Annotated in this window: 15 protein-coding genes; 10 read left to right on the top strand and 5 right to left on the bottom strand. The window is 62.4% G+C overall.

Features of this window, described 5'->3' with window-relative positions:
- The first annotated feature begins 33 nt into the window (after positions 1–33).
- The 3 genes from AB8A33_RS24760 (at position 34) to AB8A33_RS24750 (ending at position 5,419) form a co-directional block, all read left to right on the top strand.
- The gene (locus AB8A33_RS24760; protein WP_439095182.1) at positions 34–1,824 is read left to right on the top strand and encodes an acyl-CoA dehydrogenase C-terminal domain-containing protein; all 1,791 of its coding nucleotides are present in this window, start codon (positions 34–36) and stop codon (positions 1,822–1,824) included.
- A 157-nt stretch (positions 1,825–1,981) separates the two neighbouring features.
- Positions 1,982–3,190, top strand: coding sequence for an acetyl-CoA C-acetyltransferase (locus AB8A33_RS24755; protein WP_439095180.1), 1,209 nt, complete (start codon positions 1,982–1,984; stop codon positions 3,188–3,190).
- 12 nt (positions 3,191–3,202) lie between these two features.
- Entirely contained in the window at positions 3,203–5,419 is a 2,217-nt protein-coding gene (locus tag AB8A33_RS24750) for a 3-hydroxyacyl-CoA dehydrogenase NAD-binding domain-containing protein (protein WP_439095179.1), read from the top strand.
- A gap of 214 nt (positions 5,420–5,633) precedes the next feature.
- Here AB8A33_RS24750 and gstA read toward each other — a convergent pair whose 3' ends face one another.
- Positions 5,634–6,248 (bottom strand): glutathione transferase GstA, encoded by a 615-nt coding sequence (gene gstA / locus AB8A33_RS24745; protein WP_439095177.1) that lies wholly within the window; start codon positions 6,246–6,248, stop codon positions 5,634–5,636.
- Between the two features lie 125 nt (positions 6,249–6,373).
- Between gstA and AB8A33_RS24740 the strand changes: the two genes are divergently transcribed.
- The 5 genes from AB8A33_RS24740 (at position 6,374) to AB8A33_RS24720 (ending at position 9,895) form a co-directional block, all read left to right on the top strand.
- Positions 6,374–6,874 (top strand): MarR family winged helix-turn-helix transcriptional regulator, encoded by a 501-nt coding sequence (locus AB8A33_RS24740; RefSeq protein ID WP_068732586.1) that lies wholly within the window; start codon positions 6,374–6,376, stop codon positions 6,872–6,874.
- 96 nt (positions 6,875–6,970) lie between these two features.
- Entirely contained in the window at positions 6,971–8,341 is a 1,371-nt protein-coding gene (locus tag AB8A33_RS24735; RefSeq protein WP_439095176.1) for a glutamate--cysteine ligase, read from the top strand.
- Between the two features lie 149 nt (positions 8,342–8,490).
- Positions 8,491–9,006, top strand: coding sequence for a PAN domain-containing protein (locus AB8A33_RS24730; protein ID WP_439095174.1), 516 nt, complete (start codon positions 8,491–8,493; stop codon positions 9,004–9,006).
- A 27-nt stretch (positions 9,007–9,033) separates the two neighbouring features.
- Positions 9,034–9,393, top strand: a complete 360-nt coding sequence (locus tag AB8A33_RS24725; protein WP_439095173.1) for a DUF6152 family protein — start codon at positions 9,034–9,036, stop codon at positions 9,391–9,393.
- Between the two features lie 10 nt (positions 9,394–9,403).
- Positions 9,404–9,895 carry a DUF6644 family protein gene (locus tag AB8A33_RS24720; RefSeq protein ID WP_439095171.1) on the top strand — a complete coding sequence of 164 codons (492 nt, stop codon included), beginning with the start codon at positions 9,404–9,406 and terminating at the stop codon, positions 9,893–9,895.
- On the opposite strand, the gene AB8A33_RS24715 is transcribed toward AB8A33_RS24720, so the two are convergent.
- From AB8A33_RS24715 to tldD, 3 genes are all read right to left on the bottom strand, one after another.
- A complete protein-coding gene (locus tag AB8A33_RS24715) occupies positions 9,886–10,242 on the bottom strand; it encodes an MmcQ/YjbR family DNA-binding protein (RefSeq protein WP_439095170.1) in 357 nt (118 codons plus the stop codon). The two genes, AB8A33_RS24720 and AB8A33_RS24715, sit on opposite strands and share 10 nt — an antisense overlap.
- Before the next feature lie 100 nt (positions 10,243–10,342).
- Positions 10,343–11,119, bottom strand: coding sequence for a signal peptidase I (lepB, locus tag AB8A33_RS24710; protein ID WP_439095168.1), 777 nt, complete (start codon positions 11,117–11,119; stop codon positions 10,343–10,345).
- A complete protein-coding gene (gene tldD / locus AB8A33_RS24705) occupies positions 11,116–12,543 on the bottom strand; it encodes a metalloprotease TldD (RefSeq protein ID WP_089266822.1) in 1,428 nt (475 codons plus the stop codon). Before tldD ends, lepB begins: the two co-directional genes overlap by 4 nt.
- A 358-nt stretch (positions 12,544–12,901) precedes the next feature.
- On the opposite strand from tldD, the gene AB8A33_RS24700 reads away from it, so the two are divergent.
- Positions 12,902–14,092 carry a PepSY-associated TM helix domain-containing protein gene (locus tag AB8A33_RS24700; protein WP_439095166.1) on the top strand — a complete coding sequence of 397 codons (1,191 nt, stop codon included), beginning with the start codon at positions 12,902–12,904 and terminating at the stop codon, positions 14,090–14,092.
- A 16-nt stretch (positions 14,093–14,108) separates the two neighbouring features.
- Here the strand turns inward: AB8A33_RS24700 and AB8A33_RS24695 are convergent, their stop codons facing one another.
- Positions 14,109–14,669, bottom strand: a complete 561-nt coding sequence (locus AB8A33_RS24695; protein ID WP_439095165.1) for an invasion associated locus B family protein — start codon at positions 14,667–14,669, stop codon at positions 14,109–14,111.
- A 483-nt stretch (positions 14,670–15,152) separates the two neighbouring features.
- On the opposite strand from AB8A33_RS24695, the gene coxB reads away from it, so the two are divergent.
- Positions 15,153–15,998, top strand: a complete 846-nt coding sequence (gene coxB, locus AB8A33_RS24690) for a cytochrome c oxidase subunit II (protein ID WP_089266828.1) — start codon at positions 15,153–15,155, stop codon at positions 15,996–15,998.
- Positions 15,999–16,057: the final 59 nt, after the last annotated feature.

Below are 16,057 nucleotides of genomic sequence, written 5' to 3'. Positions count from 1 at the left end.
TCCGATCAATCGAATTCAAACCGAGAGAATTCCATGCCCAGCTACAAAGCCCCGCTCGAAGACGTCGGCTTCCTGCTCAACGACGTGTTTCAGTTCGATCGCTACAACAATCTGCCCGGCTTTGCTGACGCGTCAGCCGATGTGCGCGAAGCAATTTTGGGCGAAGCCGCCAAGCTCAGCGAAAACGTGCTGCAGCCGCTGAATCGTGTCGGCGATCTCGAAGGCTGCAAGCGCAACGATGATGGCAGCGTGACCACGCCGAAAGGCTTCAAGGAAGCCTACAAGCAGGTCGCCGAGGGCGGCTGGCTCGGCCTCTCGGCTCCCGCTGAATTCGGCGGCCAGGGCCTGCCGGTGACGCTGTCGCAGACCGTCGCCGAATTTCAGATCTCCGCCAATATGGCGTTCTCGATGTATGGCGGCCTCACCATGGGTGCGACCGCAGCACTCATCGTGCACGGCAAGCCCGAGCAGAAATCGATGTTCCTGCCCAAGATGGTCGCCGGCGAATGGACCGGCACCATGAACCTCACCGAGCCGCATTGCGGCACGGATCTGGGTCTTTTGCGCACCAAGGCCGCGCCGCAGCCGGACGGCAGCTACAAGATTTCCGGCACCAAGATCTTCATCTCCGCCGGTGAGCACGATCTTGCCGACAATATCATCCATCTGGTGCTGGCCCGCATCGAGGGTGCACCAGCCGGCATCAAGGGCGTGTCGCTGTTTGTCGTGCCGAAGTTCCTGGTCAACGCGGACGGATCGCTCGGTGCACGCAACGGCGTGATGTGCGGCTCGATCGAGCACAAGATGGGCATCCACGGCAACTCCACCTGCGTGATGAATTACGACGGCGCCACCGGCTGGCTGATCGGCGAAGAGAACAAGGGCATGCAGGGCATGTTCGTGATGATGAACGAAGCCCGTCTCGGCGTTGCCGTGCAGGGTCTCGCGCAGTCGGAAGTCGCCTATCAGAACGCGGTCGCCTATGCGAAGGACCGCCTGCAGGGCCGTTCGCTGACAGGTCCGAAGTCGCCGGACAAGCCGGCCGATTCCATCATGGTGCATCCGGACGTGCGCCGCACGCTGCTGACCATCCGCGCCTTCAACGAAGCCGCCCGCGCGATGGTGGTGTGGACCGCGCTGAAGAGCGACGTTGCGCATCGCTCCGACGATCCGAAGGAGCGCCAGGCCGCCGACGATCACATGGGCCTGATGACGCCAGTACTGAAGGGCATCCTCACCGATGGCGGTTTCGCCAATGCGGTGTCGGCGCAGCAGATGTTCGGCGGTCACGGCTATATCGCCGAATGGGGCATGGAACAGTTCGTCCGCGACGCGCGTATCGCCATGATCTATGAAGGCGCCAACGGCATTCAGGCACTCGATCTCGTCGGCCGCAAGCTGCCACGCGACGGTGGCCGTGCGGCTATGGCGTTCTTTGGCGAGGTTGCAGCCTTTGCCAAGGAGCACGGCGGCGACGAAGCGATGAAGCCTTACCTCGATCCGCTCTCGAACGCGCTCGGTCATCTGCAGCAGGCGACCATGTGGCTGATGAACAACGCCATGGCCAAGCCCGACAATGCCGGCGCGGGCGCGACCGACTACATGCAGCTGTTCGGTCTCACGGCCTTTGCTTACATGTGGGCGAAAATGGCGAAGGTCGCGCAGGACAAGATTGCCACTGATGGCGCGACGCCCTATCTGACAACCAAGCTGGTCACCGGCCGCTTCTTCATGGAGCGGATGTTGCCCGAGACCGCCCTTCATCTCGCCCGCATCCAGACCGGCAGCGCGACGACGATGGAGCTTCCGGCGGAAGCGTTCTGAGATTAATAAGTACTCTGTCATCACCAACACACGCCGTCATTGCGAGCGCAGCGAAGCAATCCAGAAAGCCACAAGCGAAGACTGGATTGCTTCGTCGCAAGTGCTCCTCGCAATGACGAGCCGATAGATCAACTATCCGACAACCGGGAGAGAATGAATGCCCGAGGCATATATCTACGATCACGTTCGCACGCCGCGCGGCCGCGGCAAGGCCGATGGCTCGCTGCATGAGGTGACGGCGCTGGCGCTCGCCACCGCACCGCTGAAGGCTCTGAAGGAGCGCAACAACCTGCAGCCGGGCACCATCGATGACGTCATCCTCGGCGTGGTCGATCCGGTCGGCGAAGCCGGTGGCGATATCGCGCGCATGGCGGCCCTCTCGGCCGGCTACGGCAATGACGTGCCGGGCATCCAGATCAACCGGTTCTGTGCTTCCGGCCTCGACGCCGTGAACTTCGCCGCGGCGCAGATCATGTCTGGCCAGCACGACATGACCATTGGCGGCGGTGCCGAGAGCATGAGCCGCGTCGGCATTGGTGCTGCCGGTGGCGCATGGCCGGTCGATCCGTCGATCGCCGTTCCCGCCTATTTCATGCCCCAGGGCGTTTCGGCCGATCTGATCGCAACCAAATACGGGTTCTCCCGCGATGACGTCGATGCCTATTCGGTGCAGAGCCAGCAGCGCGCTGCCAAGGCCTGGGACGAGGGCCGCTTCAAGAACTCGGTGATCCCGGTCAAGGACATCAATGGCCTCACCATTCTGGCCAAGGACGAGCATATGCGTCCGTCCACGACGATGCAGTCGCTGGCCGCGCTGCAGCCGTCCTTCGTAACGATGGCGCAGATGGGCGGCTTCGATGCGGTGGCTATCCAGTCGCATCCGGAAATCGAAGGCATCAACTACGTCCATCACGCCGGCAACTCGTCGGGTATCGTCGATGGCGCTGGCGCGGTGCTGCTCGGGAGCGAAGCGGCCGGCAAAAAGGCCGGCCTCAAGCCGCGCGCGAAGATCCGCGCTTTCGCCAATATCGGTTCCGAGCCGGCGATGATGCTCACCGGTCCGGTGGATGTCACCAAGAAGGTGCTGGAGCGTTCCGGCATGAAGCTGTCGGACATCGATCTGTTCGAGCTCAACGAGGCCTTCGCCTCGGTGGTGCTGCGCTTCATCCAGGCATTCGAGATCGACAATGAGAAGATCAATGTCTGCGGCGGCGCCATCGCCATGGGCCATCCGCTCGGTGCCACCGGCGCGATGATCCTTGGCACTGTGCTGGACGAACTCGAGCGCACTAACAAGTCGACGGCCCTCGTCACCCTCTGCATCGGCGGCGGCATGGGCACCGCCACCATCATCGAACGCGTGTAAGGAGCGGCCAACATGACCTTCAAGAATTTCAAGGTTGAGACCGACGCCGATGGCATCGCCCTCGTCACCTGGGATATTGCCGGCCGTTCGATGAACGTGCTCGACGTGGCGACCATCGAGGAACTCGGCGCCATTGTCGATCAGACGACTGCGGATGCCGCCGTGAAGGGTGTCGTCATCACCTCCGGCAAGGAAGCTTTCTCGGCCGGTGCCGATCTGTCGATGCTGGAAGGCATGGGCAAGGTGTTCGCCGAGACCAAGGTAGCCAAGGGCGAGGAAGCCGCGCAGCAGATGCTGTTCGATGAGAGCCGCAAGCTGTCGCTGACCCTGCGCAAGATTGAAACATCGGGCAAGCCATGGGTCGCGGCCATCAACGGTCTTGCGCTCGGCGGCGCGTTCGAGCTGACGCTGGCCTGCCACTATCGCGTTGCGGCTGAGAACCCGAAGACGCGTCTCGGTCTGCCCGAGATCAAGGTCGGTCTATTCCCAGGTGGCGGGGGCACGCAGCGCCTCGCGCGCATGTTGCAGCCGCAGGACACGATGCAGATGCTGCTGAAGGGTGAGGCGATCAATCTCGTCAAGGCGAAGGCGATGGGCATCGTCGGCGCGGTGGTGCCATCGGCCGATCTCATCTCGGCTGCCAAGGAATGGATCAAGGCTGGCGGCAAACCCGTCGCGCCCTGGGACGAGAAGGGCTTCAAGCTGCCCGGCGGCCCCGTCTATTCCAAGCAGGGCATGATGATGTTCCCCGCTGGCAATGCGATCTATCGCCGCGAGACTTTCGACAATTATCCGGCCGCCCGCGCGGTCATGCAGTGCGTCTATGAAGGCCTGCAGCTGCCGATGGATGCGGCGCTCCGTGTTGAGTCCCGTCAGTTTGCGCATATCCTGCAGACCAAGGAAGCGGCGGCGATGATCCGCAGCCTGTTCCTGTCGATGCAGGAGCTTAACAAGGGCGCGCGTCGTCCGCAGAACGTGCCGCCGACCAAGGTGAAGAAGCTCGCTATCATCGGCGCCGGCTTTATGGGTGCCAGTGTCGGCTTCGTCTCCGCGCGCGGTGGTATAGAGGTCGTGCTGATTGATCGCGATCAGGCCAGCGCCGACAAGGGCCTCGGTCACTGCATCGCTGCCATCGATGGCCTGATCGCCAAGGGCCGCGCCAAGGAGGCGGATAAGACCGCGCTGATGGCGAGGATCACCGCGACTGCCGACTTTGATGTGATCAAGGAATGCGACCTCGTCATCGAAGCCGTGTTCGAGGACCGCGCCGTGAAGGCCGAGATCTACAAGAAGGTGCAGCCGCTGCTCAAGGAAGGCGCGATCATTGCGTCCAATACCTCGACGCTGCCGATCAACTCGCTCGCTGAGGAGTTCGCCGACCAGTCCAAGTTCATTGGCATTCACTTCTTCTCGCCGGTCGAGAAGATGATGCTGGTGGAGATCATTGTCGGCAAGAACACCGGCGACGTCGCGCTGGCCACCGCGCTGGATTATGTCCGCGTCATCGGCAAGACGCCCATTGTCGTCAACGACTCCCGCGGCTTCTTCGCCAATCGCTGTGTACTGCGTTTCACGGCCGAGGGCCTGGAAATGCTGCTTGAAGGCGTGCCGCCGGCGATGATCGAGAACACCGCCAAGATGGCCGGCATGCCGGTCGGGCCACTGTCGCTGTCGGACGAGATTGCGCTCGACCTCGTGCTGAAGATCATGAAGGCCACCGAAGCCGATTTGGGTTCGCAGGCCGTCGATCAGGCGCAGAAGAAGCTGATCGTCGAGATGGTGGAGAAGCAGGAGCGCTTCGGCCGCAAGAACGGCAAGGGCTTTTACGAGTATCCGCCGAAGGGCAAGGGCTCGAAAGCTCTCTGGAAGGGCATCGCTCCGCTGCTGCCGAAGCCGGTCGATCCCGATACGCTCGATGTCGAAGAGCTGAAACAGCGCTTCCTGGTGGTGCAGGCGGTGGAAGCCGCGCGCACCGTCGAGGATCACGTGATCGTCGATCCGCGCGAGGCAGATGTCGGCTCGATCCTCGGTTTCGGTTTCGCGCCGTTCACCGGCGGTACGCTGAGCTATATCGACTTCATGGGTACCAAGAAGTTCGTCGAGCTCTGCCACAAGCTTGAGGCGAAGTATGGCTCCCGCTTTACCCCGCCGAAGCTGCTCGAAGAGATGGCCGCCAAGGGCGAGACGTTCTACGGGCGCTTTCCGCCGAAGAAACTGGCGGCGGCGTAACACGGACAGCAGTGCTCCCTCCCCCCTTGCGGGGGAGGGCCGGGGAGGGGGGAACCCCAAGCTCCGGCGTTTGTGTCACCCCCACCCTAACCCTCCCCGCAAGGGGGAGGGGACTACGGCATTTGCGGCTTCGCTTTTCAAAAAAACAGACAAACAAAAAAGGGCCGGATCATCGATCCGGCCCTTTCGCATTCTCGCTCAATGAAACCGCAGCTTACGCTGCCTTCATCAGGCCTTCCTTCTCCAGCGCGGCCTGCACCTGCGGGCGGGCAGCGACGCGATCCTTATAGGCCATCAGGTTCTTGAACTCGGAGAGATCGATGCTCATCCGGTCGGCCCATTTCAGCATCACGAACAGATAGCCGTCGGCGACGCTGAAATCCTTGCCCAGCAGGTAGTCCTTACCCGCCAGATGGCTGTCGAGATATTTGAACTTGCCCATCAGGCGGGTCTTGAAGAAGCCTTTGACCTCGTCGTCGAATACCGGCTGGAACAGCGGGCTGAAATTCTTGTGCAGCTCGCCATTGATGAAGCCAAGAAACTCCTGCAGCTGGCGGCGCTCGTCGCTGCCATGAGCCGGCGCCAGATTCTTGGCGGCCGCCTTGTCGGCGATGTACTGCACGATGACCGGACCTTCGGTCACGAGCTCACCGTTGTCGAGGCCGAGGGCCGGCACCTGGCCCTTGGGGTTGATGGCGAGATAGTCGTCGCCATTTTCCAGCTTCTTGGCTTTGAGGTCGACCTTCACGAGATCGTAAGGCAGGCCGGCTTCGAGAAGTGCGATATGAGGGGAGAGCGAGCAGGCGCCCGGCGAATAATACAGCTTCATCGAAAATTCCTCCCTGAAGACATTGGTTTAACCACGAGGGTGACTAAATGCATCTGCATGAAAGAGTCAAGATTGATGCAGCTGCATCAAATGGGCTAGGGTGCCGCCACCATTTGGACTGAGCCATGAAACGTAAACCTTCCACCGAGGCGACAGCCGCCTGGATCCGCCTGATGCGCATCCAGAGCCGGGTGCTGGACGGCGTCGAGCAGGACCTCAAGCGCGCCGGTTTTCCACCGCTCGCATGGTACGACGCGCTGGCCGAGCTGTCGCGCTCGCCGACTGGCGAGATGCGCCCGGTCGAGCTCGAAAAGCAGATGCTGATACCGCAATATTCGACGTCGCGGCTGATCGACCGTCTGGTCGATGAAGGCTTGGCCGCGCGCCGCGAATGCAAGATGGACAAGCGCGGCCTGTTCGTCGAGATCACGGCTGCCGGGCGCGAGTTGCACAAGAAGATGGGCTGCGCCTATTCAACGGCGATCGAGAAACATGTCGGCTCGAAACTGTCCGACGCAGATGCAGCAAAACTGTGCGGCCTGCTCGACCGGCTCGGCTGCGCGTGCCAAGAAGCGGCATCGACAGTGACATCGCCGGCCGCCAGAGACGCCGCGCCGGCGCGATGAACCTTAAATTTTTGCCTGCGTTCGCGACCCGCACGGGCCGCGGGCGTTCCCGACACCGCGCGCAACAGATTGCAGCGCCTTTCATTCGGAATTTCCATGGCGCGTGACCAAATCGATATGACGCCGCTGCAATCGCGCGACGAACTCGTGGCGTGGCTGGCGGCGGGCGTGAAGCCGCCATCGGAATTCCGCATCGGCACCGAACACGAGAAGACGCCGTTCACGCTGGTCGGTCACAATCCCGTGCCTTACGAAGGACCGCGCGGCATCGGCGCGGTGCTCGACGGTATGAAGCACCTGCTCGGCTGGGAGCCGATCATGGAAGCCGGCAATATCATCGGCCTCTATGACGTCACCGGCGGCGGCGCAATCTCGCTCGAGCCCGGCGGCCAGTTTGAATTGTCGGGCGCGCCGGTGGAGACAGTCCACCAGACGCAGTCAGAACTGATGGCGCATCTGGCGCAGGTGCGTGAAGTGGCGACGCCGCTCGGCATCGGCTTTCTGGGTCTCGGTCTCACGCCCTCGTGGTCGCGCGCGCAGATTCCGGTGATGCCCAAGGGCCGCTACAAGATCATGACCAACTACATGCCCAAAGTGGGCCAGTACGGTCTGGACATGATGTACCGGACCTGCACGGTGCAGACCAATCTCGATTTTTCCTCGGAAGCGGACATGGTCAAGAAGCTCCGCGTCTCCGTTGCGCTGCAGCCGATCGCGACCGCCTTGTTCGCCAATTCGCCGTTCACCGAAGGCAAGCCGAACGGCTTCCTGTCGTTCCGGTCCGAAGTCTGGCGCGACACCGACAATGCGCGCTCCGGCATGATCCCCTGGGCGTTCGAAGACGGTATGGGCTTCGAGCGCTGGGTCGATTACGCGCTGGATGTTCCCATGTATTTCGTCAAGCGCGGCGACACTTACATCGACGTGTCCGGCTCGTCGTTCCGCGATTTCTTCGCGGGCAAGAACGAAAAGATACCCGGCGAGCGACCCACTCTCTCGGATTGGGCCAATCATCTCTCGACGATTTTCCCGGAAGTCCGCCTCAAGCGCTATCTCGAGATGCGCGGCGCCGATGGCGTGCCGTCGGATCGTTTGCCGGCACTGTCGGCGTTCTGGGTCGGATTGCTTTATGATGACAGCGCCCTCAATGCGGCCTGGGATATCGTCAAGAACTGGACTACGGCGGAGCGACAGGCGTTGCGCGACGATGTGCCGAAGTTGGGCTTCAAGGCGAAGATCAAGGATCGGTATCTGTTCGAAATCGCCAAAGAGTGTCTGCAGCTGGCCCATGGTGGCCTGCGCCGGCGCGGCAAACTCGACGCGCACGGCCGCGATGAGTCCCACCATCTGGAGGCACTCGATCGGATACTGGATTCCGGAAAGACTCCGGCCGAGCAGATGCTCGACAGGTTCCATGGCGCTTGGGGTGGCTCGGTGGTGCCAGCCTATAAGGAATACTGCTTCTAGATCAGCGGCTTGGTGAAGCTGAAAATCTGTTCATCAGCGGTACAGGTGACCGGCGTTCCAATGGCGTCCTTCTTACGCCGTTTGCAAACCGCTGAAAGTCATCCTGCATGCCGAGGAACCTGTTCAGAGCGTGTCTGACAGCCCTCGCCATGCTGTTGCTCGCAGCCGTTACGCCCGCCCAGGCGCAAACCAATTTCGATCGTCCTGGCGGCGACTATTCGCGCTCGGTCTCGCTGTCCGGCGATCCCGCCGAATGCGCGCTGATCTGCGAGCGTGACAAGAAGTGCCGTGCCTGGAGCTTCAACTACCCGAGCGACAATTCCGAAAACGCAGTGTGCTGGCTGAAAGACAAGGTCCCGCCGCGGATCGAGAGCTATTGCTGCGTCTCCGGCGTGCGTGGTGCCGGTGTCATCGAGCCGCGCACCGGTCCGGTGGAAACCTCGACTGATCGTTTTGGCGGCGACTATCGTTCGTTTGAGATCAAGAACGATGACAAGGTCGAGCATGGCGACGCCTGCCGCGATGCCTGCCAGGGCGACAATAAATGCCGCGCCTGGACCTTTGCGCGGCCCGGTTATGCCGGCAAGAATGCGCGCTGCTTCCTGAAGAACGACATCAAGCCGCCGCGGCGAAAACCGGGTTTCATCTCGGGCGTTGTGAGGTAGCATTCCAGCAACGAAGGGAGTTGAGCCATGACGCGTCTCCTGCCCGCAGTAACATTCGCTGGATTACTGATTTCTGTTACGACAGTCGCCGCCGTCGCCCATCACGGATGGGGCAGCTACGACGCCGCCAATCCGGTCACCGTGAACGGTCCTGTCGAAAGCACCAAATTCGAGAACCCGCACGCGACTATCATGATCAAGGGGGCCGACAAGGCCTGGACCGTCACTCTTGCGCCGACCTCCCGCATGACGGCGCGCGGAGCATCTGCCGATGTCGTGGCTGTCGGCAAGATGGTCTCGGCGTTCGGCTATCCATCCACCGTCGAGAAGGACGAGATGCGCGCCGAGCGCATCACCGTGGACGGCAAAACCTACGAATTGCGATAGCGTCCGGCCCATGACCGAGGGCGCGCCCGCAATCTTCATGGCCATGGAAGCGTCCGCAATTGGCGCTGCGATCCGGCAATCGCGCTGGCTCTATATGTCCGCCAATATCGGCCACATCGTTGCGCTGATGTGCTTCGCTGGTGCCATTGCGGTAATCGATGTCCGGCTCGCGGGAGGCCTTGCCGCCACTCAGCCTGCCCTGCTGCTGCGCAGGGCGCGCCGCTTTGCCATTGCCGGATTTCTCGGCCTCGTGCTCACCGGCGGCATTCTGTTTACCGCCGAAGCGAGCCATGTCGTGCTGAACCGCGTATTTCAGATCAAGGCGGCTCTGATCGCGCTGGGCTTATTCAATGTCGTCTGGGTCGAGGCGATCATCATGCCGAAGATCGCCGCGTTGCCGCCGCTGTCACCGATGCCTGCGGGCGCGCGGCAAGGCGCGCTGGCATCAATGGCCATCTGGTTCGCGGTCGCCATATGCGGCCGCGCGATTGCCTATTTCTGACGGGAAGAGCCTTCGGTCTCGAACGCCTTGCGCGCAGCCTTTGAGGCCAGCGCCAGCCACTGTCGTCGCAAGAGCGGTTCGACCAGAGCGCGCTTCGCCTTGGAGAGGCGGATCAGCACCATCGGATAATCGCGATAGTGATCGGTGAAATAGAAGATCTTCGGTTCGTTCTCGACGAGCATGTCGCGCTCGTCCCGCGGAACGCCGGGCATCACCAGCGAGTCGCCGTCTTCCTTTAGTCGCACCAGCAGTTTCTTGCGCACTTTGAGAGCCGGTGTGCCGTAGGACGTGCCGTCCTCAACCTCGGGCCATGACAGCGCCAGTTTGCGGATGTCGTCGTACGTCATAGCGGCCCTGCCTCGCCGGTCATATCGAGATGCCAAGCTTCCGGAGATTGACGCTTGAGTTCAGGCCACATGGCCAGCCAGCGCGCAGCTGTCGCGGCGCTCAATGCACCCCGGTGAAGAACCGCGCCATGCGGAAGCCAGACAGCCAATTCGCGACCGGCTGGCTGCGCACGCCGAGATCCCATGAGCCGACAATGGCATCGACGCGGCCGACAAGATTATCCATCGGCAGCAGGCCGACACCGCCCTGGCTTACCGGTACGCGGCTGTCGGCTGAGTTGTCGCGGTTGTCGCCCATCACGAACAGATGGTCGGGCGGCACCGTGACCTCCGGCGTGTTGTCGAGGCGGCCGTTGTCACGCAGCTTAAAGATCGGATGCGACACGCCGCCGGGCAGGGTTTCGACATAACGATGCGCCGGTTCGGAGCCGCCGCTGTCGTCTTCCGCGGCACCGATGCCGTCGGCCTTCACCGAAGTCGCGACGCCATTGAGCCAGACCTGACCGCCACGCAGTTCGACGCGGTCACCGGGCAGGCCGATCACACGCTTGACCCAGACCTGGGAGCGGTCGCCGGGCCAGCGAAACACCACGACATCGCCGCGCTTCGGCGTGGTCGCGAAGACGCGGCCGGTCTCGGGAAGGGAGACATGGATCGGCAGCGAGGCTGTCGAATAGCCGTAGGGAAACTTTGTCGCCAGCAGCGCGTCGCCGATCAGCAGTGTCGGCTCCATGGAGGCGGACGGCACATAGAACGGTTCGGCGAGGGCGCCCTTGGCGACGAATACGATGCCGACGATCGCGGCGATCTGCGCGATCTGGCCGGACCAGCGCTTGGCCGTCGATGTCACCGTTGTGGTTTCCGTATCCGTGGTCACTGGCCCGTTCCTCCGATGGTTACTTTGTCCATGCGCAGCGTCGGCTGGCCGACGCCGACCGGCACGCCCTGGCCATGCTTGCCGCAAGTGCCGATGCCGTCATCGAGCGCGAGATCGTTGCCGATCATGCTGATGCGATGCAGGTCGGTCGGGCCGTTGCCAATCATCATCGCACCTTTCAAAGGCGCTCCGATCTTGCCGTTCTCGATCTTGTAGGCCTCGGTGCACTGAAACACGTATTTGCCGGAGGTTATGTCGACCTGGCCGCCGCCGAAGTTCACCGCATAGATGCCGTTCTTCACGGAGGCGAGGATCTCGGCGGGATCGCGCTGGCCGGCCAGCATGTAGGTGTTGGTCATGCGCGGCATCGGCACATGGGCATAGCCCTGACGGCGGCCGTTGCCGGTCGGCTTCATGCCCATCAGGCGCGCGTTCTGGCGGTCCTGCATGTAGCCGACGAGGATGCCATCCTCGATCAGTGTGGTGCGGTTGGTCGGTGTGCCCTCGTCGTCGATCGACAGCGAACCGCGGCGCGACGAGATGGTGCCGTCATCGACGACAGTGACGCCCTTGGCAGCAACCTGCTGACCCATCAGGCCGGCAAAAGCCGAGGTCTGCTTGCGATTGAAATCGCCTTCGAGCCCGTGGCCGACGGCTTCATGCAGCATCACACCGGGCCAGCCTGGTCCGAGCACCACGTCCATTTCGCCGGCAGGGGCCGGGATCGATTCAAGATTGACCAGTGCCTCGCGTAGCGCGCCGTCGGCTGCCGTGCGCCACGAACCGCTCTCGATGAAGCGCGCATAGCCCTCGCGGCCGCCATAGCCCTTCGAGCCGCTTTCCTGCCGATCACCCTGACCGGCGACGACGGAGATGTTCACGCGCACCAGCGGGCGAATGTCGCGATAGCTCTCGCCGTCCGGGCGCAGGATTTCCACCACCTGCCAGGTGGCGCCGAGAGAGACTGAAACCTGGCGGACGCGCGGATCCTTGTCGCGCACATAGGCGTCGATCTCGGCCAGCAGCTTGACCTTGGCCTCGAAGCCCGGCGCGTCCAGCGGATTGTCGTCACTATAGAGCCGCACATTGGTGTGCGAGGGCGCCGCCGCGAAGGTGCCCGCATAGCCGCCACGGACCGCATTGACCGCATCAGCCGCACGGATCAGCGCCGGGATCGAGACATCGGAAGAATGGGCGTAGCCGACCGCATCGTCCTTGACGGCGCGGAGGCCGAAACCCTGCGCGGTGTCGTAGGTGGCCTGCTTCAGCCGGCCGTTGTCGAAACCGAGCGCCTCGGACTGGCTGTATTCGAGAAACAGCTCGCCATCGTCAGCTCCCTGGAGCCCCCGCATGAGCTCGCGGCGAACTTCGTCGCGGTCCAGATTGGCGCGGTCGATCAGGGAGGTGGTGGCTGGGCTGGTCATGCGGGCTCCAAATTAACGGACGTGTTTGCGCCCAAATCTGCGTCAGAGACGGGCGGCTTCGCCGGTTTCGCGTTGTAGCGGCAACCTCGGGATTGGTCCCCTTACAACGGCGTAACCTCGCGACGATACAGGCGATTAAGGCACAAGATAGGTGCTGTGTTCACAAAAAGGGAGGCCTGCTCATAGTCGACGGGCTCCTCTGGCAGCGATGGAAGCCGCGCCGACGGCCGCTACCTTGGAGCTATTACAAACTGCACTCCGGTGCGCCTCAAGCTGCGTTGCGGTAGACCTCCCAGCACGCATCCTGCGCTAACGGTATTCCTTGCAGGACAGTCTCTTCTGGCAATCATCGCTTTTCATGGCCTCACGAACCAAATCCGCCTTCCTGCAAGTCCATTCCATCATCGGCCTGGCGATCTCGCTGATCCTGGGTCTGATCGGTCTGACCGGCGCCATGCTGAGCTTCGAGGACGAAATCGTTGCCGCGCTCAATCGCGATGTGACGAAGGTAGATCCGCGGCCGGCGCCGATGCTCGGACCCGATGCGCTGGTGTCGCGGGTTCAGGCGGTGCCGGGGGCGGGCAAGGTTGGTCTCATCGTCTTTTCGAGCGAACCGGGTGTGGCGGTGCGTATGCGCTTTGCCCGCAGCGAGACTGGAGAGCGCTCCTCGGTCTATGTCGATCCCTATGATGGCCGCGTCGTCTCGGCGATGCAGGGGGAGAGTTTCTTCGCGACGCTGCGCAATCTGCATCGCTTTCTGCTGCTGCCGGGCAACGGCAATGGCTATGGCCGTCTGATCACCGGCGTCGCGGTGCTTGGCCTGTTCGTATTGCTGGTCTCCGGGATGGTGCTGCGCTGGCCGCGCCGTATCCGCAGCATCAAGGCCTGGCTGAAGCCTAATCTGGCGATACCCGGCCGTCCGTTTCACAGGTCGCTGCACAGCGTCGTCGGCACGTGGTTGCTGCCGGTCTATCTGGTGACCATTCTCACCGGCCTCTGGTGGTCGTTCGACTGGTACAAGGCCAGCGCCACCTGGTTGCTGTCGAGCAAGCCCGCTGCGAGTGCGCCGGCCATGCGTGGAGCAAAGGGGGGCGCCAAAGCACCTGCCGCTGATGCGCCTGCGACTCCGTCACTCGATAAGGTCTGGTCGACGTTTCTGGCCGATCAAGGCAGCCGCTATGCGATGGCGATCATGCAGGTGCCGAACGAGCCGGGCAGTGTGGTGCGTATCCGCTCGGTGGCAAAGGATGCGTCATTCGATGAAGCGCGCGACGATTTCCGCATCGATGGCGTGACCGGCCGCATGGTGTCGGCAGAGCTCTACAACGACAAGACATTCGGTGAGCGCATTCTGGCCGCGGTGCTGCACATCCACACCGGTGCATTCCTGGGGCTGCCCGGCCGCATCGTGTTCTTGCTGGCCGCGGCCTTGATGCCGCTGTTCACCGTGACCGGCTTCATCCTGTATTTCTCGCGCCGCCGCCTGCGCGCCGCGTCGCGACCAAGCCGCCGCGATCGCCGTGCTCCCGGATTGGTGCCCGGAGAGTAGGACGCAACGCTGCCGATCAGGGCAGCTTGTCGTAACCCTCGCCGATGCCGTTGAGGCTGAGCGGGAAGCCGATTCCTTCTTCGGGCGTTTCGAAGATGATGAAGGTGGCGGTCTTGGCGGTGCGGAGCTGGGCGAGCAGCTTGTCGTCCATCACGACTTCGGCAACGCAGCCATTGGGCAGGCAGCGCACGAAGCCGGCGCGGCCGACATCCTGATTATCGAGCTTGAGGCCGAGGCCTGACGGCAGCAGCACGCCGAGCGGCGCCACCACGCGCATCAGCTTGCTCTTCTGGTCGGCGGTCTTCAGCACGATCACGGTCAGGCCGGCATTGGAGCGGTCTTCCGCCACCACGCTCTGGATCAGGGCACATTGTTCGGCCTGGGCGCCGGGCGGGGTGTCGCAGCGGATCTGCCAGTCGCCATGGACCGAGCGCACCGCGCCCTGGGCGTGGGCGGTAGCCGGGACGGCGGCGATCGCTGCCAGGGCCAGACAACCGAGCGCCAGCCGGCGCCAGCCTGCGATCCCGCGGGCCGGGCGGTTCAGGGTCGGTTTATGCAGCAACTTCGAGTGCCCCATCCGGGTCGATTCCTTAGGCGGTGACGTGGTGGTCGTAGTCCAGGGCAGCACGCTTGACGCTGTCTGTCCGGAGGATTTTTCCAGACCACGGAATGATACGGCAATGACGGCGCCTTGAAGGCATCCACGGAGCCACGAAAGCGCTCGCAGGCGCGAATCAGCATCCTGCCGATCGCCTGATCTGTGCCTACATCGGACAATTCCGCTGTCAAGCGCCGTTCGGCTGCCGCACGCTTGTTTATGCCTGATTTCATGCAGCAATTGCGACCTTCGTTCAATACCTCCGAATGCATTACGGGATGCGCCACTCCTGCATTGCGACAGACCGCGAATTATGGTTTGAGAGGCTAGATTTCGACGCATTCTAACAACTGCCTCCAGGCCAATCACTTGGGCGTTTTGGCAAATTGGCAGGGTGCGGATCGGGCGGCATAATTCGGCGACAGGCCGAAATGCGACAGTAAATATGGGAGCGCGAGCGGCATGAGGATGTCGAGGGGCCAGATTGGCCGCCGGTTGCTGGGGTTAGCAGTTGTTGGGGCCGGGCTTGCTTTTGGCGGTGCTGCATTCGCAGAGGTGATGGGCCAGCCCGCGCCGTGGGAATTCAAGCTGCAGGAAGCTGCCACGCCGGTGATGGAGAACATCACCTGGTTTCATAATTTCCTGCTCTGGCTGATCACTGCCATCACACTGTTCGTGCTTGTACTTCTCGTCATCGTGGTGATGAAGTTCAACTCCAAGGCCAACCCGGTCGCATCCAAGACCACGCACAATACGCTGATCGAAGTGGCGTGGACCATCATCCCGGTTCTGATCCTGGTCGCAGTGGCGGTGCCGTCGTTCCGTCTGCTGTTCCTGGAACTCGATATTCCGAAAGCCGACCTGACCATCAAGGCAACCGGCAAGCAGTGGTTCTGGACCTACAGCTATCCCGACAACGGTCCGTTCGAATTCGACTCGCTGATGGCCACCGACAAGCAGCCACGCCTGCTTGCCGTCGATAACGAAGTCGTCGTTCCCGTGAACAAGGTCGTGCGCGTGCAGACGACCGCCGCCGACGTCATCCATTCCTTCGCGATCCCGTCCTTCGGCATCAAGATCGACGCCGTTCCGGGCCGTCTGAACGAGACTTGGTTCAAGGCCACCAAGACCGGCATGTTCTACGGCCAGTGCTCGGAACTGTGCGGCAAGGATCACGCGTTCATGCCGATCGCGATCCGCGTCGTCAGCGATCAGGAATTCACCGCATGGGTCGAGACCGCGAAGAAGAAGTTCGCGTCCAATCCGGCGAATTCCTACGCTTCGGCCGGAACTGCTGTGGCGCAGTAAGCGGGTGACGGAGCCGCGAGGCTCCGCACGCACTGTAAGAAATTAGGGCGAGGGGACCG

The sequence above is a fragment of the Tardiphaga sp. 813_E8_N1_3 genome (genome assembly GCF_051811025.1).
Taxonomy (GTDB): Bacteria; Pseudomonadota; Alphaproteobacteria; order Rhizobiales; family Xanthobacteraceae; genus Tardiphaga.
Note: the sequence above shows the minus strand (reverse complement) of the source record. Positions and strands in the feature narration are given on the sequence as shown.

Bases quoted from the DNA above. Each gene is read 5' to 3' on its own strand.
- AB8A33_RS24715 (WP_439095170.1), bottom strand. From the start codon at position 10,242: ATGACGTACGACGACATCCGCAAACTGGCGCTGTCATGGCCCGAGGTT.
- AB8A33_RS24740 (WP_068732586.1), top strand. From the start codon at position 6,374: ATGAAACGTAAACCTTCCACCGAGGCGACAGCCGCCTGGATCCGCCTG.
- tldD (WP_089266822.1), bottom strand. From the start codon at position 12,543: ATGACCAGCCCAGCCACCACCTCCCTGATCGACCGCGCCAATCTGGAC.
- AB8A33_RS24755 (WP_439095180.1), top strand. From the start codon at position 1,982: ATGCCCGAGGCATATATCTACGATCACGTTCGCACGCCGCGCGGCCGC.
- AB8A33_RS24730 (WP_439095174.1), top strand. From the start codon at position 8,491: ATGCTGTTGCTCGCAGCCGTTACGCCCGCCCAGGCGCAAACCAATTTC.
- AB8A33_RS24760 (WP_439095182.1), top strand. From the start codon at position 34: ATGCCCAGCTACAAAGCCCCGCTCGAAGACGTCGGCTTCCTGCTCAAC.
- AB8A33_RS24720 (WP_439095171.1), top strand. From the start codon at position 9,404: ATGACCGAGGGCGCGCCCGCAATCTTCATGGCCATGGAAGCGTCCGCA.
- gstA (WP_439095177.1), bottom strand. From the start codon at position 6,248: ATGAAGCTGTATTATTCGCCGGGCGCCTGCTCGCTCTCCCCTCATATC.
- AB8A33_RS24735 (WP_439095176.1), top strand. From the start codon at position 6,971: ATGGCGCGTGACCAAATCGATATGACGCCGCTGCAATCGCGCGACGAA.
- AB8A33_RS24725 (WP_439095173.1), top strand. From the start codon at position 9,034: ATGACGCGTCTCCTGCCCGCAGTAACATTCGCTGGATTACTGATTTCT.
- AB8A33_RS24700 (WP_439095166.1), top strand. From the start codon at position 12,902: ATGGCCTCACGAACCAAATCCGCCTTCCTGCAAGTCCATTCCATCATC.
- AB8A33_RS24695 (WP_439095165.1), bottom strand. From the start codon at position 14,669: ATGGGGCACTCGAAGTTGCTGCATAAACCGACCCTGAACCGCCCGGCC.
- AB8A33_RS24750 (WP_439095179.1), top strand. From the start codon at position 3,203: ATGACCTTCAAGAATTTCAAGGTTGAGACCGACGCCGATGGCATCGCC.
- coxB (WP_089266828.1), top strand. From the start codon at position 15,153: ATGAGGATGTCGAGGGGCCAGATTGGCCGCCGGTTGCTGGGGTTAGCA.